The 21646-nt window shown below is 59.4% G+C and carries 16 protein-coding genes; 10 read left to right on the top strand and 6 right to left on the bottom strand.

From position 1 onward, the window contains the following. Positions 1 to 25: 25 nt before the first annotated feature. A complete protein-coding gene (locus M5B99_RS01800) occupies positions 26 to 523 on the bottom strand; it encodes a BCAM0308 family protein (RefSeq protein ID WP_248802365.1) in 498 nt (165 codons plus the stop codon). A gap of 333 nt (positions 524 to 856) precedes the next feature. Between M5B99_RS01800 and groL the strand changes: the two genes are divergently transcribed. The 3 genes from groL to M5B99_RS01785 are packed head-to-tail and all read left to right on the top strand — an operon-like array spanning position 857 to position 3857. Next, positions 857 to 2479, top strand: coding sequence for a chaperonin GroEL (gene groL, locus M5B99_RS01795; protein WP_248802364.1), 1623 nt, complete (start codon positions 857 to 859; stop codon positions 2477 to 2479). Between the two features lie 12 nt (positions 2480 to 2491). Next, complete coding sequence (locus M5B99_RS01790; RefSeq protein ID WP_248802363.1) at positions 2492 to 3199, top strand: phosphoribosyltransferase; 708 nt, start codon at positions 2492 to 2494, stop codon at positions 3197 to 3199. After that, positions 3192 to 3857: an alpha/beta hydrolase gene (locus tag M5B99_RS01785; RefSeq protein ID WP_248802362.1), complete on the top strand. Its 666-nt coding sequence runs from the start codon at positions 3192 to 3194 to the stop codon at positions 3855 to 3857. The genes M5B99_RS01790 and M5B99_RS01785 overlap by 8 nt, the downstream gene beginning before the upstream one ends. Before the next feature lie 6 nt (positions 3858 to 3863). Here M5B99_RS01785 and M5B99_RS01780 read toward each other — a convergent pair whose 3' ends face one another. Further along, entirely contained in the window at positions 3864 to 5231 is a 1368-nt protein-coding gene (locus M5B99_RS01780) for an erythromycin esterase family protein (RefSeq protein ID WP_248802361.1), read from the bottom strand. Between the two features lie 224 nt (positions 5232 to 5455). On the opposite strand from M5B99_RS01780, the gene M5B99_RS01775 reads away from it, so the two are divergent. Next, complete coding sequence (locus M5B99_RS01775) at positions 5456 to 7738, top strand: heavy metal translocating P-type ATPase (RefSeq protein WP_248802360.1); 2283 nt, start codon at positions 5456 to 5458, stop codon at positions 7736 to 7738. Positions 7739 to 7780: 42 nt separating this feature from the next. On the opposite strand, the gene M5B99_RS01770 is transcribed toward M5B99_RS01775, so the two are convergent. Then, complete coding sequence (locus M5B99_RS01770) at positions 7781 to 8854, bottom strand: alpha/beta fold hydrolase (protein ID WP_248802359.1); 1074 nt, start codon at positions 8852 to 8854, stop codon at positions 7781 to 7783. 297 nt (positions 8855 to 9151) lie between these two features. On the opposite strand from M5B99_RS01770, the gene M5B99_RS01765 reads away from it, so the two are divergent. The 4 genes from M5B99_RS01765 (at position 9152) to M5B99_RS01750 (ending at position 15064) form a co-directional block, all read left to right on the top strand. Next, complete coding sequence (locus M5B99_RS01765; protein WP_248802358.1) at positions 9152 to 10135, top strand: universal stress protein; 984 nt, start codon at positions 9152 to 9154, stop codon at positions 10133 to 10135. A gap of 100 nt (positions 10136 to 10235) precedes the next feature. Then, positions 10236 to 12611: a phosphoketolase gene (locus M5B99_RS01760; RefSeq protein ID WP_248802357.1), complete on the top strand. Its 2376-nt coding sequence runs from the start codon at positions 10236 to 10238 to the stop codon at positions 12609 to 12611. Positions 12612 to 12659: 48 nt separating this feature from the next. Next, positions 12660 to 13871, top strand: a complete 1212-nt coding sequence (locus M5B99_RS01755) for an acetate/propionate family kinase (RefSeq protein WP_248802356.1) — start codon at positions 12660 to 12662, stop codon at positions 13869 to 13871. 227 nt (positions 13872 to 14098) lie between these two features. Beyond that, positions 14099 to 15064, top strand: a complete 966-nt coding sequence (locus M5B99_RS01750) for an isopenicillin N synthase family dioxygenase (protein WP_248802355.1) — start codon at positions 14099 to 14101, stop codon at positions 15062 to 15064. Between the two features lie 12 nt (positions 15065 to 15076). Here M5B99_RS01750 and M5B99_RS01745 read toward each other — a convergent pair whose 3' ends face one another. After that, positions 15077 to 15838, bottom strand: a complete 762-nt coding sequence (locus M5B99_RS01745; protein WP_248802354.1) for a substrate-binding periplasmic protein — start codon at positions 15836 to 15838, stop codon at positions 15077 to 15079. Between the two features lie 113 nt (positions 15839 to 15951). Next, positions 15952 to 16185 carry a hypothetical protein gene (locus M5B99_RS01740; protein WP_248802353.1) on the bottom strand — a complete coding sequence of 78 codons (234 nt, stop codon included), beginning with the start codon at positions 16183 to 16185 and terminating at the stop codon, positions 15952 to 15954. A gap of 182 nt (positions 16186 to 16367) precedes the next feature. Between M5B99_RS01740 and M5B99_RS01735 the strand changes: the two genes are divergently transcribed. Then, on the top strand, positions 16368 to 16757 hold the full coding sequence (locus tag M5B99_RS01735; protein WP_248802352.1) for a hypothetical protein: 390 nt from the start codon (positions 16368 to 16370) through the stop codon (positions 16755 to 16757). Between the two features lie 110 nt (positions 16758 to 16867). On the opposite strand, the gene M5B99_RS01730 is transcribed toward M5B99_RS01735, so the two are convergent. After that, positions 16868 to 18571 (bottom strand): AMP-binding protein, encoded by a 1704-nt coding sequence (locus M5B99_RS01730; RefSeq protein WP_248802351.1) that lies wholly within the window; start codon positions 18569 to 18571, stop codon positions 16868 to 16870. 761 nt (positions 18572 to 19332) lie between these two features. Between M5B99_RS01730 and M5B99_RS01725 the strand changes: the two genes are divergently transcribed. Beyond that, a partial coding sequence (locus M5B99_RS01725; protein ID WP_248802350.1) for an ATP-binding protein occupies positions 19333 to 21646 on the top strand: 2314 nt, incomplete at its 3' end.

The raw sequence follows: 21646 nt of genomic DNA, 5'->3' as shown, positions 1-21646 counted from the left end.
CTATCAGATACAACCTCGCCAGGTGCTACTCATCGCGTGACCAGTTGACGCTCAATCGATACTCGTTATCGCCATAGTGATAGTCGGCATGACCCTTGAAGGCATCTTTCAGCGCATGGCCCAGACGGTTGGCAAGATGAATACCGGTAGTGGTCACCACCAGGGTGCCATCCGAGTCGGTCAGTTTCATGATGCGCTCCAGGGCATGCTCGGCTTTTTCCTTTTTCTCGGTATGTTCGATCAGGTGGACGATTTCGTTTCGATGACCTGGCAGGAAGCTGCCTGAGAGCGTCAGCGTGCCCGCGGGCATGTTGTCCTCAGTCCGTCGACAGGCTGGACAGGTCACCGTCTTCGCGTCGGCAACCACCGTGTTTTCAGGGGTGTGCCAGGTCCAGTTACCGGCTTGATAGACCGCGCCACAGTGCGGACACAGGGCAGAGCCTTCGACTCGCTGCAGACAATAGGGATCGTGAGTTGGCGCTTTGAACAGTTTGTTTTTCTGACTGTCCTGGTATTTGTCCATGGTCTTTTCCTCGCACGAGATGGATAAGGATTTCACGCGTAGCGGTGACTTCAAATCGAAACCCAATCCCTTGCGCTCGCTTGAAGTCCGGTGGATTTCAAGACTTTATTTGGACTCGGTTTCTGGTGGTGCAAGTTGATTTTTATCAATTGAAGGGCAAGCGCCGCGGTTCGTTCATCCGGAGGCTGGGTGGTGCCGTGCGCAGGGTCGGGCACTGCGCGCGAGGACTGCGCGACGTTATGCCTTTGTTGATCTACGTCAACGTTGCCCCCGTCATTTAATGGAAGCTGCAAGGGCACAGTTGTTGTAGAACCAACCATGGGGAACAACCTGATGGCCCACAGTAAAGTCATGTTTCGTGCCGCAGCCCGCGAGAAGATCCTGAGTGGGGCAACACAGTTGGCGGATGCTGTCCGGGTGACCCTTGGACCTAAATCGAAATCGGTGCTGATTCAGAATAAATGGGGCAACCCGACCGTCTGCAATGACGGCGTGACGATCGCCAAACGCATCGACCTGCTGGACCCGGAAGAGAATCTGGGGGCGCAGATGCTGCGTCAGGCGGCGGAACGTACAGGCGATGCGGTCGGGGATGGCACCAGTACCGCGACGGTACTGGCCCATGCAATCCTCGCCGACGGCATCCGCAATGTCGTCGCCGGTGCCAGCGCGATCGACCTGAAACGCGGCATGGACCTGGGGCTGTCCCTGGTCATGCAGTCGCTGGTGGGCCAGTCGCGACCGGTCAGTACACCCAAGGAAAAGGCCCAGGTTGCCACATTGTCGGCTCATAACGATGCCGTTATCGGTCAGTTGGTGGCGGACGCCCTGGAGAAGGTGGGCATTGAAGGCGTCGTCAGTGTCGAGGAGTCCAAGACCACGGAAACAGTGGTCGAGGTAATGGAGGGCATGCGCCTGGATCGCGGTTATGTCTCACCTTATTTCGTGACGGACACCGAGAAGATGCAAGTCGAGCTCGATGATGCCTATCTGCTGCTCTGTGACCATAAGATCGGTGTGCTCAAGGACCTGCTGCCATTACTTGAGCTGGTTGCCAAAAGTGGCCAACCGCTGGTGCTGATCGCAGACGATATCGAGGGCGAGGCCCTGACCACGCTGGTGGTCAACCAGATCCGTGGCGTGCTGCGCGCAGTGGCGATCAAGGCGCCAGGCTTCGGTGATCGGCGCAAGGACATGCTCCAGGACATTGCCGTCCTGACCGGCGCAACCGTGGTTTCCAATGAGCTGGGTATCAGCCTCGAACAGGTGGAACTGGGCCAGTTGGGGCGTGCGCATCGAGTCGTGGTGCAAAAAGACAGCACTGCGCTGATCGGGGGGGCAGGGACACGCGAGGCTATCGAGGCGCGACTGCAACAGATTCGGGCGCAAATGGACACGACCACCAGCGATTACGATCGTGAAAAGCTCCAGGAGCGCTTGGCCAGGCTCTCGGGCGGCGTCGCGGTGATCCGGGTCGGTGCACCTTCCGAAGCCGAGATGAAGGCCCGCAAGGATGCATTGGACGATGCCATCTCCGCGACCCGCGCAGCGATCGCCGAGGGTGTTGTTCCGGGTGGCGGCCTGGCCCTGCTCAAAGCAGTGCCGATTCTCGCCGCCGAGGAGGCACGGCATGATGGCGACTTCAGGACCGGCCTGCAGGTCCTGCGCAGGGCACTTGAAGCGCCGGCCCGGACCATTGCTGAAAACTCGGCGGTAGATGCCGGGGTCGTGGTTGCGCGAATGCTCGCGGAGCCCGGCAACATTGGCTTCGATGCCTCCGCCAATAGTTATGTGGATATGTACGAGGCGGGCATCATCGATCCAACCAAGGTGGTGCGTATCGCCCTTGAAAATGCTGTTTCGGTTGCCAGTATCCTGCTGTTGACCGAAGCGACCATGACCGATATTCCGGAAAAGGAACCTCCTGGATACGAGCCGCCAGGCGCAATCGCCTGAGGAGGTTTTCCAGTGACCCAGAGTCTCTCATCGCAAACCCTCTTGCCCGACCGGGCTGCTGCCGGTCGTAGCCTGGTGGAGCCATTGCTCAAATACGCCCATCGGCCCGAGGTCATAGTCCTGGCCTTGCCCCGTGGCGGTGTGCCGGTGGCCTATGAAGTGGCCACCGCCCTGGACGTCCGCCTGGACCTGATCCTGGTGCGCAAGCTGGGGATTCCGCAACATCCCGAGTTCGCCATGGGTGCCATAGCCAGCGGCGGCATACGGATTCTCAATGAAGACACGCTGCGGGCCCACCCGATCGCCCCGGCCGCGTTCGACGCGGTGGTCGCCCGGGAAACACGGGAGCTGTTGCGTCGCGAGCAGGTTTACCGGGCAACGCGTGCGCCGGTGCAGCTCAGGGATCAGGTGGTGATTCTGGTCGACGACGGCCTGGCGACAGGAGCCTCGATGCGGGCGGCGATCGATGCCGTACGTTTGCAGGCGCCGTCTCATATCGTCGTTGCCGTGCCGGTGGCACCGTTTGAAACGGTGGAGACCCTGCGTTGCGAAGGCAATGAAGTGATATGCCCGCTGATCCCCGATTGGCTCATGTCGATCGGCTATTGGTACAACGATTTTTCCCAGACGTCGGATGAACAGGTCATTGATCTGTTGCAGCGGGCCTGGCGGCGGGAATCCGCCTCCGGCAGCTGCTGCGGGGAGCACTCCGATGCTTGAGTCTCGGTTTCGAATGCTGGACCTGATGGATGTCGAGTTGTCAGCCGACTTGCTTCTACCGATAAATGCAATCGGTCTGGTGGTCTTCATCAATGGCAGTGGCAGCGGCCGCACCTGCCCATGTAATCGGCAGGTTGCACAAGCCCTCGCCAGGCTGGGGCTGGGGACGCTGCTACTCGACCTGCTCACGGAGACGGAGCAACGCCTGGACAACCTGACCCGTGAACTGCGTTTCGATATCGCCTTGCTGGGCAGCCGACTGGTAGAAGTGATCGACTGGATCGACCGGGACCCGGCGTTGCATTGTTTGCTGATCGGCCTGTTTGGCGCCAGTACTGGTGCAGCCGCGGCACTGTTGGCGGCAGCTGAACGCCCGGATCGGGTACACGCGGTGGTCAGTCGGGGAGGTCGGACCGACCTGGCAACCGTGGTGTTGCCTCGGGTGAAGGCCCCGACCTTGCAGATCGTTGGAGCACAGGATCCCCTGGTATTCAGCCTGAACTTTCAAAGCAGTCACGTCCTGCACTGTGAGCAGCGCCTGGAGGTTGTCGCGGGGGCCACGCATCTTTTTCAAGAGGCCGGTGCCCTCGAGGAAGTCGCCAGGCTGGCTGGCGGCTGGTTTGAGAAATATCTGCGGGAGGTGGCGGTCATCCTTTGATGGGTTTCACACACCAAACGGATAGGTATCGTCCCCTGGCTCCAGTTCCTGGTTTTTCGGCAGTGGCAGTGCAATCAGCGGTTGTGTCTGTTCAATCCAGATCATGGCGTCAAATTGTTCGGCCAACACCGCTTCGAAGTAATGACTGCCACGCTCGGTTTCGGGTCGATAAATCACACCGATTGCCCGCTCCAGCAGAGGCTCGGAAAGGGCTTGCCGCAGATCCTTGCGTTGCGGATTGCGCCAGTCGGTCAAAGACGCGGCGACACCGGCCTTGAGGAACTGATGTTCCCAGCTGTCTGGACGAGACGCACGGACCTGCTTGACGAGCATGGCGCCATCCCAGTCATCGGCGGCCGTCACCTGGCCACGGTCGGTACTCATGCCGATCAGGACGACATCGCGCCCGTAGGCATGGCGACACAGTTGACCGATATTGAACTGCCCCTTCCAGCCCATTTCCGTGGCGGCGGCATTGCCGATATGGGAATTGTGCGCCCATACCACGGCCTTGGCCTGGGGCCCGCGGTGCTCGAGCAACGCCTGCAATGTATCGAACATATGCCGGTCGCGCAGGTTCCAGGAGGCACTCGAACCATGATAGATCGCCCGGTAGTATTGCTCCGCCGCCCGCACCACCCGGGCGTTCTGCGCCGCATTGAAGAACCCCTCGTCGTTCTCGACAAGCCCGGCCAACTGTTCGGCCAGCATGATATTGAGCTGTTCGACCACGCCCTGCTCGCAGGGCATCAGGCCGCCGCGCTCGACAAAATGACCGTAGAGCGCCGGATCATCCTGCCAGGGCGTCAGGCAGCCATAGCGCCGCCGTGCTTCATGGGCCAGTTGCGGGTCGGCCCGGTCCAGATAATCGAGCACCTCGTGGATGGAGTTGCGCAGACTGTAAACGTCCAAACCGCGAAACTCGGCGCGCTGCCCAGGGGCCAGCGTGTGGTTGTACTGGCGCAGCCAGTGGGTGAAGGCTCTTACATCGGTATTACGCCACATCCAGGTCGGAAAACGACTGAAGATATGGCGTTTCCAGGCCGAGGGCGCCAGTCCCCGGACATAACGGTCCACATGGCTGGCGTCTGGCCAGTCGGCTTCAACCGCAACGATGCTGAAGCCATGTTGCTCAATCAACCTTTGGGTAATCGCCGCCCGGATTCGATAGAAGTCGCTGGTGCCATGGCTGGCTTCACCAATCATCACCACGCGCGCATCGGCATAGCGGTCGAACATTTCACCGAAGGCGGCTGAATTCAGCTCCGGCAAAGGCTCCGCGTATTGACGCAGGAGCGGGGCGATAGAGGCCTGGGCGATGTGGCTGTGGGAGCCATAAAGCTTATCCTGCAGGTCTGGCGAAGGTGTGTTCATGAGCGTCATCCGGTAAAGGTGGAGTGGCCGACGTGCATTGCCGCGAAGCACCACATCGATCATCAGGCCGGGCGCGAGCTCGGGCGGCGATCCATGCGGCGTCGTGGGCCCATATGGCCTTTGCTGTCATTCCTACGCCTGAATGCAGTCGATCATTTGAGTTTTATCAATCATCGGCAGTGGGTGTTGAGCGATAAGAGTGATTACTTGAGGAATTCACTTCGATGCCAGGCAAGTGGCTGGACCCGTTGCTGTTGCTGATCACCGGCCTGGCGCTGCTGGGCGGGGGCATCGCGCATTTAGCCCATGAGCCCGGCTGGGCGTCGATGTGCTGGGCCGCGGGCAGCCTGTTGATGGTCCTGGTCCTGCTGGTCGAGATCGCCGGGCGCCTGGTCCGGCGCGAGGTCGGCGTCGATCTCATTGCGCTGCTGTCGATTGCCGCCGCCCTGGCCTTTCAGCAGATGCTGGTGGCGGCGGTGATTGCCTTGATGCTGGCTAGCGGGCGCACCCTGGAGTTCTTTACCAAGCAACGCGCCGAACGCGAATTGCGCGCGCTGGTCGACCGGGCGCCACGTTTTGCCTGGCTGCAGGAACAGGATGATTTGCGCAAAGTCCCTGTCGAGCAGATCCAGCCGCAGCAGACATTGTTGGTACGCCTGGGCGAGGTGGTTCCGGTCGACGGTCGCCTGTTGAGTGCCGTGGCTATTCTCGATGAGTCGGCGCTCAACGGCGAGTCGTTGCCGGTCACCCGCCGGGAAGGCCAGTTGCTGCCCAGCGGCGTGTCCAATGTCGGTGCCCCCTTTCTGCTGATGGCCACGCGAACGGCCGCGCAGAGCACCTATTCCGGGGTTGTGCGATTGGCCGAGGCGGCACGCCGCTCGCGCGCACCCTACGTGCGCCTGGCCGACCGCTATGCCTTGCTCTTCATTCCGCTGACGTTGCTGGTTGCCGCAATAGCCTGGCAAATAAGCGGCGATCCATTGCGCGCCCTGGCGGTCCTGGTGGTGGCCACACCTTGTCCTTTGATTCTGGCGGTGCCGATTGCCATCATGTCCGGCATCTCGAGGGCGGCGCGGCGCGGGATCCTGATCAAGGACGGGGCGACCCTGGAAGCGTTGGCGGGGGTCAAGCAAGTGTTTCTCGACAAGACCGGCACCTTGACCAGCGGTCATGCCCGGCTGCAGTCGATCGAAGTCAACGGACTGCTTGATCCGCAGCGTCTGCTGGGCCTGGCCGCGTCGTTGGCGCAGGCTTCGACGCATCCGATCTGCCAGGCCATTGTCGAAGCGGCGCAGCAGCGCCGACTGCCACTCAGCGTCCCCCGGGAAGTAGAAGAAAGCCCGGGGGCGGGCCTTTGTGGGCGGGTCGATGGCCAGCGGGTGCGCTTCGGTACATTGTCTTTTGCCCATGAACAAGTGCCCATGACTGACTGGGCCGTCGCCATGCTGCGCCACATGGATTACCTGGCGTGCAGTGGAAGCTTCATCGAGGTGGATGGAGCACTCGCCGGGCTGCTGGTGTTTGCGGACAACCTGCGTCGGGAAACCCCGCAGACGTTGCGTCGATTGCGCCACAGGGGCATCGAGCGGATCGTCATGCTCACCGGTGACCGCCTGGAAACCGCCGAGATGATCGCCTTGTCAGCCGGTATCGACGAGTTGCGTGCCGGTTTGGCCCCCGAGGACAAGGTACGTGCCGTACAGGAGGGCTGCCGGCGTGCCAGCACGCTGATGGTCGGTGATGGCATCAACGATGCCCCGGCCTTGGCGGCAGCCGACGTCGGCGTGGCCATGGGCGCGGCCGGTGCCACGGCCTCCGCGCAAGCCGCCGGTGTCGTGTTGCTGGTGGATCGCCTGGACCGGCTGGTCGAGGCGCTGGATATTGCCCGGCGGACCCGCCAGATTGCCCGCCGGGGTGTACAGGTCGGCATGGGCATGTCATTGCTGGCGATGGCCATCGCCGCCTGCGGCTATCTGCCGCCGCTTGCCGGTGCCATTGTGCAGGAAGGCATCGACGTGCTGATCATCATCAATGCGTTGCGTGCACTGGCGGCATCGTGGGGACCCGGTCAACGAAAGCTTGCCGCGGCACATATCGATCACCTCCAGGACGAACACACGCAACTGGCGACTATCCTGAGCGACCTGCATCAACTGGCCGGCGACTTTGCCCAGCGCCCGCTTGAGCAGGCCCGCAGCGATTTGCTGGCGCTGGTTGAAAAACTGCAAGTCACCCTGGTCCGACATGAACGGGAAGATGAAAACACCCTGTATCCGCTGTTGACCCGAAGCCTGCGGGGGGAGGACCCTTTGTCGGCCATGAGTCACGCGCATCGGGAAATTTTTCGCCTTATCCATTTGCTGGCGCGCATGAGCGTCGATTTCAGTGCCGCTCATGCAACGGCTTGCGCTGATGAGATCCAACATCAGTTGATTCGCCTGGATACCCTCTTGCGCTTGCATTTTGATCAGGAGGAAGAACTGTTCCGTTATCTTGACAGTCGATGAAAGGCCGGGGGAAAAACGCCTCCCCGTCACTTCAAACGGCTATTACAGATGATCGACGTCAATGATGGCCTTGGCAAAGGCCTGCGGATCTTCTTGCGGCAGGTTGTGGCCGATACCCCCCTGGATAAGCCGATACTCATATTTACCGGTGAAGCGCTTGGCATAATCCTCGGCGGCCGGGTGCGGTGCGCCGTTGGCGTCGCCCTCCAGGGTGATGGTCGGCACGCCGATGGAAGGGGCCTTGGCCAACTTTTGTTCCAGGGGAGCGTATTTCGTTTCACCCTGAACCAGGCCGAGGCGCCAGCGGTAGTTGAAGACCGTGATGGCCACGTGGTCGGGGTTGTCGAGGGCGGCGGCGCTGCGATTGAAGGTGGCGTCATCGAACGCCCATTTCGGCGAGGCCGTCTGCCAGATCAGCTTGGCGAAGTCGTGGGTGTTCTTTTCGTAACCGGCACGCCCCCGTTCCGTGGCGAAGTAGTACTGGTACCACCATTGCAACTCGGCCTTGGGCGGCAGTGGGGTCTTGCCGGCTTCCTGGTTGCCGATCAGATAACCGCTGACCGAGACCAGCGCTTTCACCCGTTCCGGCCAGAGCGCCGAGACGATGTCCGCCGAACGTGCGCCCCAATCGTAGCCGCCGAGCACGGCCTGCTTGATCTTCAGTGCATCCATGAAGTCAATGACATCACTGGCCAGCGCGGTGGGTTGGCCATTGCGCAGGGTGTTGGCGGAGAGGAAGTGCGTATCGCCGTAGCCGCGGGCGTAGGGCATGAGCACCCGGTAGCCCTTTGCCGCCAGTAAGGGGGCTACTTCGTCATAGCTGTGAATGTCGTAGGGCCAGCCGTGCAGGAGAATGACCACCGGGCCTTCGGCAGGACCTGTTTCGGCGTAGGCCACGTCCAGCAAACCGGCGTTGATATGCCTGAGCGGGCCGAACGAGGAGGACTGGGAGGTACCGGTGCTGCCGCGATTCATCGTTGCCGGGGCTGCTGTGGTGTTGGTTTGCGCATGGGCAATACCGAGCGCAGCGAACTGCATCAGCGTGAACGCGAGGATGGACGAGCCAACCAGGCGACGACTTTTCTCGGATGGCTGTTTCAACAGGGGCGTCTTCATGTTCCGGTGTCCTTTCAAACGAAGGTCAGGTGTTCTGGCTGGCACTCATTTGAACGCAGAAACGTATCTGGCCTGTTTCAAGATTGCCGTGAGGGTGTAAACACTTGTATCACCCAAGCTTGAGACACACTGTGATACACGATCGATTCTGTTCCGGACGGCGCTCTACAACCGCGTGCTTGTTGAGGGAGATCAAATTCGCCCACTGCTTTGGGTCCACGATGAAGGCAGGCCATGACGCACCACAGGCGTACATGGGTCATTCAACGGCAGGACTGCCAAATGCCGAGGTGGGTCATGATCCGATCATTGCGTTTACTGCTTATCGCACCTTCCCAGCCGGTGCACACCCCCGCGTTGGAATATGCGGGGGTACTGGCGCAGACGCTCAATGTGGCCTTGCATCTGGTTGCTTTCGTCCACGCAGCGGCACTTGATGTGGTTGGGCATGGCCATTCAGTCAATCTGGACAAAGCCCGCAACGGCATGATGGATGTTTATCGGCAATGGTTGAACAGTGAAGCGGTATTGTTGCGCGAAAAAGGGATTGAAGTGCAGTACGAGGTTATCTGGGGCAAACCGTCCGCTTTCGAGCTGGCGACCTACGCCCGGCAGATGAACGCTGATCTGATTATCAAGGACTTGCATGAAGAAGCTCATTTGAAGCGTCTGGTGCTATCGTCGCTCGATTGGGATTTGTTGTGCGCCAGTCCGACCTCGGTACTCTATATCAAGCAAGCACCAGCCCCGCGTCTGCGCAAGTTTCTGGTCGCCGTGGATATTGAACTGGAGGGTGAAGGCCGCGCCACGGAAAATGACCAGGTCATCCGTATGGCCCGGCAATTGGCGGATGCCCGTAATGCCTCGTTGCATCTGATTACGGTCTACAACTGTAATGCCGTGGGCTGTCAGGGTTTCGCAGCAGCCTCCTCTAGTGGCGAGCTGCCGAGTTATGAGGCGCGCAGGAACGTATTCGATGCATTGGCGAGCGAATATGGGTTCGCCAAGGAACACCGGCATTTCCTGGTGGGAGCTGCGGCCAACGTCATTCGTGGGTATGTCCAGCGTAATGCCTATGATCTTCTGATCATCGGCTCGGCCAATCACCATCTTCTCAGTTCGACTATCGGGAGCACTGCTGAGGGCATTCTCGATAATCCGGCCTGTAATGTGCTTGCACTCAAACTGCCTCCTGCGGCCAGTAATGTGCATGAGCAGACACAAAAGGCAGTGCAAGCCAATGATGTGACGCATCCATTACACCCGGAATTGCTGGCTTGATAATGAGCCGCGGAAGCCGACTGGCTTGATGTAAATCAAGCAGCAAAGTGCTCCGGCTCCGGATAGTAAATGCTCGTGCTCGGACCCATCGGAGTTTCTCATGAGTGATTTTCTGAACAATGATCAATTGGAAGGTCTCGATGCCTACTGGCGGGCCTCCAACTATCTGGCCGTTGGGCAGATTTACCTCAAGGACAATCCGCTGTTGCGCAGGCCCCTGGCACTGGCCGATGTAAAACCTCGGTTGCTGGGGCACTGGGGAACAAGTCCGGGCTTGAATCTGATCTACGTGCACCTCAACCACCTGATCAAGACTCATGACCTGAACCTGCTCTTTGTCACCGGCCCGGGCCACGGCGCACCGGCCATCATGGCGCAGGCTTATCTGGAAGGGACGTACACCGAGCTCAACCCGCGGGTGGAGCAAAACGCCGACGGGCTGCTGCAGCTGTTTCGACAGTTTTCCTGGCCCTATGGCATCTCCAGCCATGTCTCGGCGCAAGTGCCCGGCTCCATCAATGAAGGCGGGGAGTTGGGCTACTGCCTGGCGCATGCCTACGGTGCGGCCTTTGATAATCCGGACCTGATCGTGGCCTGTGTGATTGGTGATGGCGAGGCCGAAACCGGCGCGCTGGCGGCCAGCTGGCATTCAAACAAATTTCTCGACCCCCGGCGCGACGGCGTTGTACTACCGATTCTGCACCTCAATGGCTACAAGATTGCCAATCCCACGCTGCTCTCGCGCATTAGCGAGGAAGAACTCAGCGCCTTGATGTACGGCTATGGCTATGAGCCTTATTTTGTCGAGGGTGATGATCCCGAGACCGTGCATCAGGCCTTGGCCAAGACCCTGGACACCATTTTATCGGACCTGCGCGAAATCCAGCGTACCGCGCGCCGGCAGCCGGAGCAGTCGGTGCCGGAGCGTCCGCTCTGGCCGATGCTGGTGCTACGCACCCCAAAAGGCTGGACCGGCCCCAAGTTTGTCGACGGCTTGCCTGTCGAAGGTACCTGGCGTGCCCATCAGGTACCGCTGGCAGACCTGCAGCAACCCCGGCATCTGATGCAACTTCAGGAATGGCTCAAGAGTTACCGCCCGGAGGAACTGTTCAGCGCCAGCGGCGCCTTGCTTCCCCAGATTGCCGAGCTGGCACCTGGCGGACACCGACGCATGAGCGCCAATCCCCACGCCAACGGTGGGTTGCTGCTACACCCTTTGGATATCCCGCGTTTTTCGGAATATGCGGTCAAGCTGCCAGCGCCCGGGGCCTTGCAGGCGGAACCGACGCGTGTGCTGGGGGTGTTTTTGAAAGAGGTCATGAGATGCAACCTGAAGTCGGCGAACTTCCGGCTGTTTGGCCCGGATGAAACCGCTTCCAACCGGCTCGACGCGGTCTATGAGGTCAGTGGCAAGACCTGGATGGCGGATCTGGAGCCTGGAGACAATCACCTGGCCGCCGATGGGCGAGTCATGGAAATACTCAGTGAGCATGTCTGCGAAGGCTGGCTGGAGGGTTACCTGCTCACGGGGCGTCACGGGCTGTTTTCCTGCTACGAAGCGTTCATCCATATCGTCGGTTCGATGGTCAATCAACACGCCAAATGGTTGAAAACCGCCGCCGGCGTGACCTGGCGCAAACCCATTGCTTCGCTCAACCTTTTGCTCTCTTCCCATGTCTGGCAGCAAGACCATAATGGTTTTTCCCATCAGGATCCGGGATTCATCGATCTGGTGGCCAACAAGAAAGCCGAGGTGGTGCGCATTTACCTGCCGCCCGATGCCAACTGCCTGTTGTCGGTGACCGATCACTGCCTGCGCAGCCGCAACTACATCAATGTCATTGTCGCCGGCAAGCAGCCGGCCTGGCAGTGGCTGGATATCGAATCGGCCACCAGCCATTGCCTGCGTGGCATCGGGCGCTGGGCATGGGCCAGCCATGACGACGAGGACCCGGACGTGGTAATGGCCTGCGCCGGTGACGTTCCGACCCTGGAAACCCTGGCGGCGGTGACCTTGCTGCGCGATTACGTAGCGGATCTGAAAGTCCGGGTGGTCAATGTGGTTGACCTGATGGTGATTCAACCCGCTAGCGAACACCCCCATGGCCTGTCGGATGGGGCTTTCGAGGAGCTGTTTCCCCGCGACAAACCGGTTATTTTTGCCTTCCATGGCTATCCATCGTTGATCCACCGGCTTTTGCACGGTCGCGGACAGCAGGAACGTTTTCATGTCCGGGGATTCAAGGAGGAGGGCGCCACCACCACGCCCTTTGACCTGACGGTGATCAACCAGCTGGATCGTTACCAACTGGCCCTGGATGTGATTGAACGGGTCCCGCGCTTGCAACCGCAGGTCGAGACGGCGCGTGCGCGTTATTGGGCCTCCCGGGAAAAGCATGCGTTGTACCTGATCGAACACGGCCGGGATTTACCGGAAGTGGCGCAATGGCAATGGACGCCGGCAACCGAAAGCTGAGGCTGCGGCCCTGGCAGGTAGCTGGCCCGTCAACGCTGGGAGTACGTCATGGCGGATAATCCTTGCCCCGCGCTATTGGTATTCAATGCGGGCTCTTCAACGCTCAAGTTCTCCCTGTATGACGCCAACAGGTCCGCGCTTCACTGCCTGGGCCATGGCAGTGTCGAGGTATGCCAGAACAGGGCGAGCTTGAGTTACCAGGACTCCCGGCACCAGGCGCAGCAGCAGGAACAATGGCCGAGTGCCGATGATGGCATGGATAAAGCCACCTTGAGCCGGCTGATGGGCTGGATCGACAGCCACACGCAATGGCGTATTGCCGCTGCGGCCCATCGCGTGGTGCATGGCGGCAACCGTCCGGAGGTGGCGGCGCGGGTCGATGCGTCGTTGATCCGCGAGATGCAGGCGCTGACGCCGATGGCGCCGTTGCACCAGCCACTGTGCCTGGCGCCGATGCTGCATTTGGCTGATGAGTATCCCGAGCTGCCCCAGGTGGCTTGTTTCGACACCGCGTTTCACCACACGCTCGATCCGCTGGAAACCCTTTACGGGCTACCCAGGGCCCTGAGCGAGCAGGGTCTGCGCCGTTATGGTTTCCACGGCTTGTCCTATGAATATATTGCCGGTGTTTTGCCTGATTACGACCGCAATGCCGCACAAGGGCGGACGATCGTCGCCCATCTCGGTAACGGCGCCAGTTTATGCGCGTTGCATGACCGGACCAGTCGCGCCACGACCATGGGCTTCTCCACGCTGGACGGATTGCTCATGGGCAGCCGACCGGGAAGCCTGGATCCCGGGATCGTGCTGTACCTGCTGCGTGAGCGCGGCATGAGCGTGCAGGCAGTCGAACACCTGCTGTATCACGAGTGCGGGTTATTCGGTGTCTCGGGTGGCATGGCCAGTGACATGCGTACGCTGTTGGCCAGCCGATCGGACTCCGCCAAACAGGCCGTGGCGTTGTTTGTGCGCCGCGTGGTCAAGGAAATCGGCGCGCTGGCCGCGGTGCTCGGTGGTGTAGACGCGCTGGTGTTCACCGGTGGCATCGGAGAGCACGCGCATGAGGTGCGTGATGGGATTCTCGAGGGGTGTGCCTGGTTGGGCGTGGCTCGAAAAATCGTAGGCAGCGAAACGCCTGATCTGGCGGTGTCTGCCTGTCTCTCCGAGGTGGGGAGCAAAGTCTCCGCGTGGGTCATAGCGACTGACGAGAACGCTGTCATCGCCCGACACAGCTTGGCCTTGCTGTCTCAGAGGATGTAACCGAAAGACGCACCTGATACGTGCTCATTGCGCACTGTTGGGGCATAAGGAAATCAATGATCGCGGAGGAGTCACCTCCATCAGCGTTATTGAACAGGGAGCAGGCGCTTTGGCCTGCGGTGCAGTGGTGCTGGGCGAGAGGGGCGGCACGGTAAATGCTTATAGCTGTATATACAGCTGACTCATAAGTGTGTCATGTCCCCTCAACCACGGCCCAAGGAGTGACTATGTCTACCAGTATCCGCCTGCCTCTGATCGATATGTCCGGTGTTCGCGAAGGTGACAAGGCGAGTATTCGTCGAGCCGCCGACGCCATTAGAAGCGCCTGCTGCGATATCGGCTTCTTCTACATCATCAATCACGGCGTGCCGCAGCCGGTGATCGACAGGGCGATGTCGGCCGCCGCGCAGTTCTTTGCCTATCCGACCGAGGTCAAGCGCGAGGCGGCCGTCAACAAGCGGCATCGTGGTTGGCACGCACTGGGCGGAGCGACCATGTACGAAGCCAGCAAACCCGATCACAAGGAGTTTTTCAGTATCGGCCTTGAGCTGGCCGAAGACGATCCCAGCGTACTCGCCGGCGAGGCGCTGCGCGGCCCGAACCAGTGGCCGGCGTTCATGCCGTCGTTGCGCGAGGTCCTGGCGGAGTACTATCAGGAAATCGGCAAGGCCGGCGCAGACTTGTTGAAGGTGGTGGCGGTGGGGTTGGGGATTGACGAAGACTTCTTCATCGACAAATACACCAAGCCTTTGCAGCGCACCCAGATGGTTTATTACCCGCCGCAACCGGCCCAGGCCGATGCCGATCAATTCGGGGTTGCGCCTCACACCGATTACGGTTGCATCACCTTGCTGTATCAGGACAACAGCGGTGGTTTGCAGGTCCGGGAGCTGGGCTCCAATCGCTGGATCGATGCCACGCCGATTCCCGGCAGCCTGGTGGTGAATGTCGGTGACCTGTTGGCGCGCTGGTCCAACAATCGTTTTCGCTCGACCTTGCATCGGGTGATCAATCGCTCGGGCCATGAGCGTTACTCCATCGCGACCTTCTATGATCCGACCTATGGCGCCCTGGTCGATCCTTGTGAACTGGGCATCGATTCGACGCTGAGCCTGTATCCGCCGGTGGCGGCGGGGGACTACATACTCAAGAGAATCGACGACTCGATGGCCTATCGCAAGAAGGCTCCGTGAGTTCTGGGTGCACTATTGCGACAAATAGCTGTTTTGTATCCGTGCCAGGGTTCCGTCACGGCGAAGGCTTTCCACCGCGTCGCGTAGGCTTTGCACCAGTTCCGCGGAGCATTGCCTCGAGCAGGCCAGATAGAGGTCGACACTGCTCATGACCGGACTCATGAGCAGTTTGCGTCGAGACACTTTTGGCCAGATGTATTGGCTCTCGGGGACACCGTTGAACCAGGCATCGATACGACCTTTCAAGAGCATTTGCGCGGGGTTTTCCCCGATGGTCAACGGATGGATCTGCGCGCTGCTGAAGCCTTGCGTGCGGAGGATTTCTTCTTGCGCGCTGCCCAGGCCCACGCCGACCACACGGTAAGTCCTCTTGGCTTCGGCGAAACTGCTCACCCGGTGCTCAAGGCTGAAAAAAGCGCGATCCATGGTCATCACCGGAGCGATCCAGGTGAAGTGATCTTCGCGCTCGGGCGTGCGCGACAGGGGGGCAATCAAGAGGTCCTGCTTCTCGCTGACGTATTTTTGCGACCTGGCCCAGGGAAGCGCTTGTATATGGGCGGCATAGCCAGCGTTGGCCATGGCCAGCAGGGCCACGTCACCGACAATGCCGTGGCCCTTGGCATCATCGACCAGGGTCAGTGGGGGGGCGTCGAGGATAAAAAAATCAATCGGCAAGGGCGTGCCATACGCGTTGCAGGCCAGCAGCCACACCGGCAGACACAGCCTGCAAAGCGCCTGGGCACGACTATTGACTACGCGTCTGATCTGGCTCATGACTCGATATCTCAAACACGGCTCGCAGCTCCCGGAAATGCCCGGAGAAATCATGGCGACCGCTGACATAGCGTAGCGCGGATTTGAGAGAGGGCACTTGGATAAAAGTCCCTCTATCCGAGGGGATGTTCCGCTGCCTTGCATTCCGCGAGGAAAGCTCTTCCCATCACGGTCATTTGCGCATGGCTGTAGACCAATCGCTGATGGCTGACGTCGGCCATGGCTTGCGCATAGTTGAAGCTGATCAACCGCTCCAGCGTATCGACTTCGGCAGGATCCTCGATCTCACTTTTGCCCTGGGCGATTTTATTCAGGAGACTGCAGAACGCGGCGTCTTGTTTATTCACGATTGAGCCTCTTTCCGGGTTTGTTCCGGCAAACTAAGGCCGTGCCAGCAGCGCCTTGGCGCGAGCACGGACATGGTCAACGGTAAAGCCGTATTCGCGCGGCAGGACATCGACCGGAGCCGGGGCGCTGAAACGCGCCAACCCGGCATGTCGCCACAGCTACCAATATAGCGCTCCCAGCCTTGCCGCACGCCCAATTCGACCGCCAGGCGCGCACCAACCGAAGGCGGCAATACGGCGTCGCGCTCGGCCTGGCGCCGGAAACCTTCGAGGACTTCATCACCGGCAACATTCACCGCGTTGAAGACTACCCGGGCTGGAAGTTTCACATGCTCAAGGGGCAGGGCGGCAGCCGCCTGGACCAGTACGCCGTCATGCTGGAAATCGAAAGCCTGGATTCCCTGAACGCCTTCCATCCGGAGCTGGACGTCTCGACGGGAAAAGCCCTGACCTTCGTACGCGAGCACCAGGAGAGCGAACGCATGTACGAGGAATGGCGTGAACTGGCGTCTTTCTCCGGCGCGCCGCAGCTCTACACCGATTACATCACCATCGCCGGCAACAGTGGCTGAAGCGCTAACGGCGAAATGCTGAGAAATAACGGGCTGCAGCGAGGCCCTTCGGTGTGGTTGGCCGAGCGGTCGGGTTTTGATTCGGGAGGGCCGGCGCACCGGCCCTAGATTCAGCCCTTGAGCTGAGGGAAGTCTTCTTCGAAGTATTCCTGCGGGCCTCGTGCGTCGCCCTGGCGACGCTGGGCTTCCATTTGGCGCAGTTCCACCCGGCGGATCTTCCCGGAGATGGTCTTGGGCAGTTCGTTGACGAATTCGATACGTCGCACCCGCTTGTAGGGCGCCAAGTGCTCGCGGGCGAAGGCGAGGATGTTGGCGGCGAGTTCGTAGCTGCCCGGTAAGTCATGGGCCAGGATCAGATAGGCCTTGGGCACTGCCAGGCGCACCGGATCAGGGCTCGGTACCACGGCTACTTCCATCACCGCCGGGTGCTCGATCAGCGCGCTTTCCAGTTCGAAGGGGCTGATGCGGTAGTCGGAAGACTTGAATACGTCGTCAGCACGGCCGACGAAGGTGATGTAGCCCTCTGCGTCGATCTGTGCGGTATCGCCGGTGCGGTAGTGACCGTCGCGCATCACTTCGGCGGTTTTTTCCGGGCTGTCCTCGTAGCACAACATCAGACCCAGTGGTCGCACGTCCAGCGGCAGGGCTACTTCACCCTCATTGCCGGGTACGCCATCGGAGTCAAGCATGGTAATTCGGTAGCCCGGCAGCGGGCGGCCCATGGACCCCGCCTTGAGCCGCTGGCCGGGTGTGTTACCGACCAGGGCGGTGGTTTCCGACTGGCCGAAGCCGTCACGCAGCGGCAAGTCCCAGGCATGCAGGATCTGCTCGATGATCTCCGGGTTCAGCGGTTCACCGGCGCCCACCAGTTCACGCAGGTTCAAGCGCCCCTTGTAACTGGCCAGGTCTTCCTGGATCAGCATGCGCCAGACGGTGGGCGGTGCACACAGGCTGGTAACGCCGTAGCGCTCCAGGGCACCAAGCAGGACCGGTGCGCTGAAGCGCGTGACATTGTGAATAAAAATGCAGGCGCCGGCGTTCCACGGCGCGAAAAGACAACTCCAGGCATGTTTGGCCCAGCCCGGGGAGGAAATATTCAAATGCAGGTCGCCCGGCTGCAGGCCGATCCAGTACATGGTCGACAGGTGGCCGACCGGGTAGCTCTGGTGACTGTGCAGCACCATCTTCGGTTTGGAGGTGGTGCCGGAGGTGAAGTACAGCAGCATCGGGTCAGTGGCCAGGGTGTTGCCCTCGGCTTCGAAGTGCTCGGCGTATTCGCTGGCAGCGCTGTACGGAATCCAGCCGGCGGAAGGCGAGCCGACGCAAATGCGACTGCAACTGTCATCCAGGCCGACGAACTTGTCGACATGGGCGCTGCCGACTACCAGGTGGCGAACCTGACCGCGTTCGATACGGTCACTCAGGTCATCCGGGGTGAGCAAGGCGGTGGCGGGGATGACCACGGCGCCGAGCTTGAAAGCGGCCAGCATGGTTTCCCACAAGGCGACATCGTTACCAAGCATCAGCAGGATGCGCTCACCGCGCCGCACGCCGAGCGCGCGCAGGTGATTGGCAACCTGGTTGGAGCGCGAGGCCAGTTGCTGGAAACTGTAGCGCCGCTCGCTGCCGTCTTCTTCGACGATCCACAGGGCGTTGGCGTGATTGCCCTGTGCCATGGCATCGAAGTAATCCAGCGCCCAGTTGAACTCGCTCAGTTGTGGCCAGCGGAAGTCACGCATCGCCGCAGCGTAATCGGTACGGTGGGAAAGCAGGAGGTCGCGAGCGGCGAGGAAGGGGTGGCTGTTGGTATTCATTGTTCTCTCCATCAATCAAGGTATCGATCGGCGCGGGTCGCAAGTACCAAGCAGTCACTCGGCGAGTACGGGATAGTTGCGCGGACCTGATGATGGCGAGACGGCAAGCAGGAATGGTTTCACGGTGGGTTCCCTTGTTTATTTTTGTCGGGACTGATCTGGTTCAGGACCAGATTTGAATCGAGTATATGCATGCATAAAACAAATATGAACGCCTAAATAAGCCGATATATTGTGCAAAAATGCATGGACTGTTTGGCCCATGGCGAGTGAGAACCGCAAGGCGAATGCCACTGACAGCGTCATGGCCGAGAGTAGCATCCGGCACGCAGGCGTATTACGAGCAGATCGGACAGTGGGCAGCGGTGATTCTCGTTTCAGAGCGCGCCACCGGCACAGGCAGCAATCCTGGCGTAATCGTTTTGGTACCGTAACGTTTCCCGAATTTATGCGAGCCAAGACCCATAGGTCTCAATCCGACACTTCGCATAATGTATATTATGTTAAATTGAGTGCGCGCCCCAAGAAGCCACTCTGTCAGCGTTTCCTAAATATTGGACGGAAATTTCTGAATCACTGCGGAATATCCTTTAGCAGACGCGGACAAACACCGACTTTTGATATGGTGTTAAAGCGCAGCCATGCGCGATTATCGGTGTTCGTCACGAGCAGCTGCATGTGCCGGCGTTCGCGACCACAGATCTGAGCCGATCTTCGCCAGCAGTAATTGGATTAACCGGACAATCCTCTAGGACATCATGATGAGTACCGAAGAACAGAATCAGGCCACCCTGTCGCTTGACATAGCCACAGGCCCACCTATCGAATTAGCAATGTCTTCTGACGCGCCACCGCCTGCAGACGATGTAGCCCTAGATGTGGATTTTGAGCGTCCGTCAGGTGAGCTTTTCAGGTTGATAAATATCCACCTGGTTGACTCCCTTTCGAAGGGTCGACTTCAGACCATGGGGATCGATGGTGGCACCGCGTTAACTGGCCGTAATGGCCAAGGAAAAACGTCGTTACTCTCGCTGGTTCTGCTGTTCATAGGCGTGGAACCAACGGCTCTGGTATCTCGCGGCAAAGACTCATTCATCGAGTATTACCTGCCCAATCCGACTTCCTACATCGCATTCGAATACGAGCGGCCAGACGGTGGGCGAAGGATGGTGGTCGCATATGGGAATAGCTCGGGGGACAAAGTTTATTTCCGGTTCGTGAAGCATGGCTTTTTGCGCGAGATGTTCGTGAATGAAGACAAACAGTTTGTGCTCACTAAGGATTTTCGCCGGCGCCTCAGTGAGCTCACCATCTCCTGCGCCGACAGGCAGGTTGAGACCTATCAGGATTACCGCTGCATCATCCAGTATTGGCAGCCGGCACATGCCGACAGCAATCATCGGCGCTACCTGCTGGGTATGTCGGACGACTACGGATTCACTAAGTATCGTCAGCCATTGCGCCATCTGGAAAAACTTATTCGGGGAATGTTTTCCCGTCAGGCCGATTTTGATGACCTTCGCCAAGTAGTATCCGACTGGGTCTTTGAAGGCAAACCCTCTGTGGGCATCCACACAGAGCGAAGCAAGGTTGAGACTTGGCCACGGGATCACCGCGCCTACAAAGAGATCATGGGCATTGAGCCCTTGGTTGAAGGTGCTCAGCAGGTTGTTCGGGAAATTGATGCCACGCTTGAGGGAATCAGCGAGATAAAAGAAAAGTTCCTGTTCCTTCAGGATCATCTGACTGAATCGCTGGCCGCCCGTCGCGCTGAAGAAACCCGATTGCAGGGTCAATTGACAGAGGCGCAGGAAAATCACAGCGCGCGAGCCAGCGAGATCCAGGGGCGCCTAACCTCCTTGGATATCCGTATCAAGCACCACGAAGAACAGCTGGCTGCCATAGAAAGCAAGCGCGCCGACTTCGCGAGCCAAGATATCGATCACAAGCGTTCACGGACTGGGCAACTCGAGATATTCAAGAACGACTTGACAAGTGCACAAGCGCAGTTGAACTTGTTGCAGGGAGCGTATAACGATATCAGCGCTCGCTATGAAAGGCTGATCAATGAAGAAGAGTCTCGGCTCGTGAGCGTCGAGAGAGCTGCAAACAACAACCAGAGCTCGGTCATGGCGGGCCTCCAGCGCGAGCTGACTCTCCTCCAGGAGACACTGAAGATTGATCTGGAGGATTTGGCCGCAGAACTCAAACCTGAAGAGTCACGCCTTTCCGAGATCGTCTCTCAACTGAATCAGGAGGTGGGGGCTGCGAGAAACAGAGTTGAGCGCCCATCTGATGATCCTGAGATTTTGCAGCTGATAGAGCTCAAAGACGCGGAGATCACTGAGGCTAATAATACGGCGGCTACGCTTCAATTGGCTGTCCAGGCGCACGACAAAGAAGCTAACAACGGGCAGACCTCGGTCGACAAGGCCGAGGAGAACATTACTGCGATAGACAAAAAGTTATCCGCCCAGCACGCTTCGATACAGGAAATCGAATGTGCACATTCTCCTGAGCCTGACACCCTCCTCCACTTCTTACGGGCCAATCATCCGGAGTGGGTCGGTAATGTGGCGAAGGTGATCAATCCAGCGCTCCTGCAGCGCAGCGATCTGACACCACAGCTAGCGGCGGTCGCGGACTCTTTCTATGGGATTGAGCTCGATCTGGACGTGCTTGATGCTACTGAAGCGGCCGATCAATCGAAGCTCGAACAGCTATTGGAAGATGCTGAGACCGAGCTTACGGTTCTGCACAGCAATCGTGAAGCTGCGGTAGAAAGACGAGATCAAGCGCTGGTTGCTTTGAAACTTCAGAAAGATGAGCTCAGTAAGGTTAGGACTCAACTGTACGCGGTCAACTCCAAGTCACAAACACTGTCGGGCGACAGAGCGCGCTTAGTGAACCGTCAGCGTGAGGAACGCCAGCATGCTAAGAAACTGGCAGAGGCTGCGTTGAGCCAGATCCAGGCTGATCTGAAACAAGCTCAGGATGCACTCGAAGCTTTCCAGCGGTCAGGTACCCAGCGGCGCGAGACCTTACATACTCAAAATGATGCCAAGCGAAAGAGGC

The sequence above is a fragment of the Pseudomonas sp. MWU13-2100 genome (genome assembly GCF_023242365.1).
GTDB lineage: Bacteria > Pseudomonadota > Gammaproteobacteria > Pseudomonadales > Pseudomonadaceae > Aquipseudomonas.
Note: the sequence above shows the minus strand (reverse complement) of the source record. Positions and strands in the feature narration are given on the sequence as shown.

Excerpts from the sequence above, each read along its gene's own strand:
- M5B99_RS01770 (WP_248802359.1), bottom strand. The coding sequence starts at position 8,854 with ATGAAGACGCCCCTGTTGAAACAGCCATCCGAGAAAAGTCGTCGCCTG.
- M5B99_RS01780 (WP_248802361.1), bottom strand. The coding sequence starts at position 5,231 with ATGAACACACCTTCGCCAGACCTGCAGGATAAGCTTTATGGCTCCCAC.
- M5B99_RS01750 (WP_248802355.1), top strand. The coding sequence starts at position 14,099 with ATGTCTACCAGTATCCGCCTGCCTCTGATCGATATGTCCGGTGTTCGC.
- M5B99_RS01730 (WP_248802351.1), bottom strand. The coding sequence starts at position 18,571 with ATGAATACCAACAGCCACCCCTTCCTCGCCGCTCGCGACCTCCTGCTT.
- M5B99_RS01800 (WP_248802365.1), bottom strand. The coding sequence starts at position 523 with ATGGACAAATACCAGGACAGTCAGAAAAACAAACTGTTCAAAGCGCCA.
- M5B99_RS01785 (WP_248802362.1), top strand. The coding sequence starts at position 3,192 with ATGCTTGAGTCTCGGTTTCGAATGCTGGACCTGATGGATGTCGAGTTG.
- groL (WP_248802364.1), top strand. The coding sequence starts at position 857 with ATGGCCCACAGTAAAGTCATGTTTCGTGCCGCAGCCCGCGAGAAGATC.
- M5B99_RS01765 (WP_248802358.1), top strand. The coding sequence starts at position 9,152 with ATGATCCGATCATTGCGTTTACTGCTTATCGCACCTTCCCAGCCGGTG.
- M5B99_RS01755 (WP_248802356.1), top strand. The coding sequence starts at position 12,660 with ATGGCGGATAATCCTTGCCCCGCGCTATTGGTATTCAATGCGGGCTCT.
- M5B99_RS01775 (WP_248802360.1), top strand. The coding sequence starts at position 5,456 with ATGCCAGGCAAGTGGCTGGACCCGTTGCTGTTGCTGATCACCGGCCTG.
- M5B99_RS01760 (WP_248802357.1), top strand. The coding sequence starts at position 10,236 with ATGAGTGATTTTCTGAACAATGATCAATTGGAAGGTCTCGATGCCTAC.
- M5B99_RS01745 (WP_248802354.1), bottom strand. The coding sequence starts at position 15,838 with ATGAGCCAGATCAGACGCGTAGTCAATAGTCGTGCCCAGGCGCTTTGC.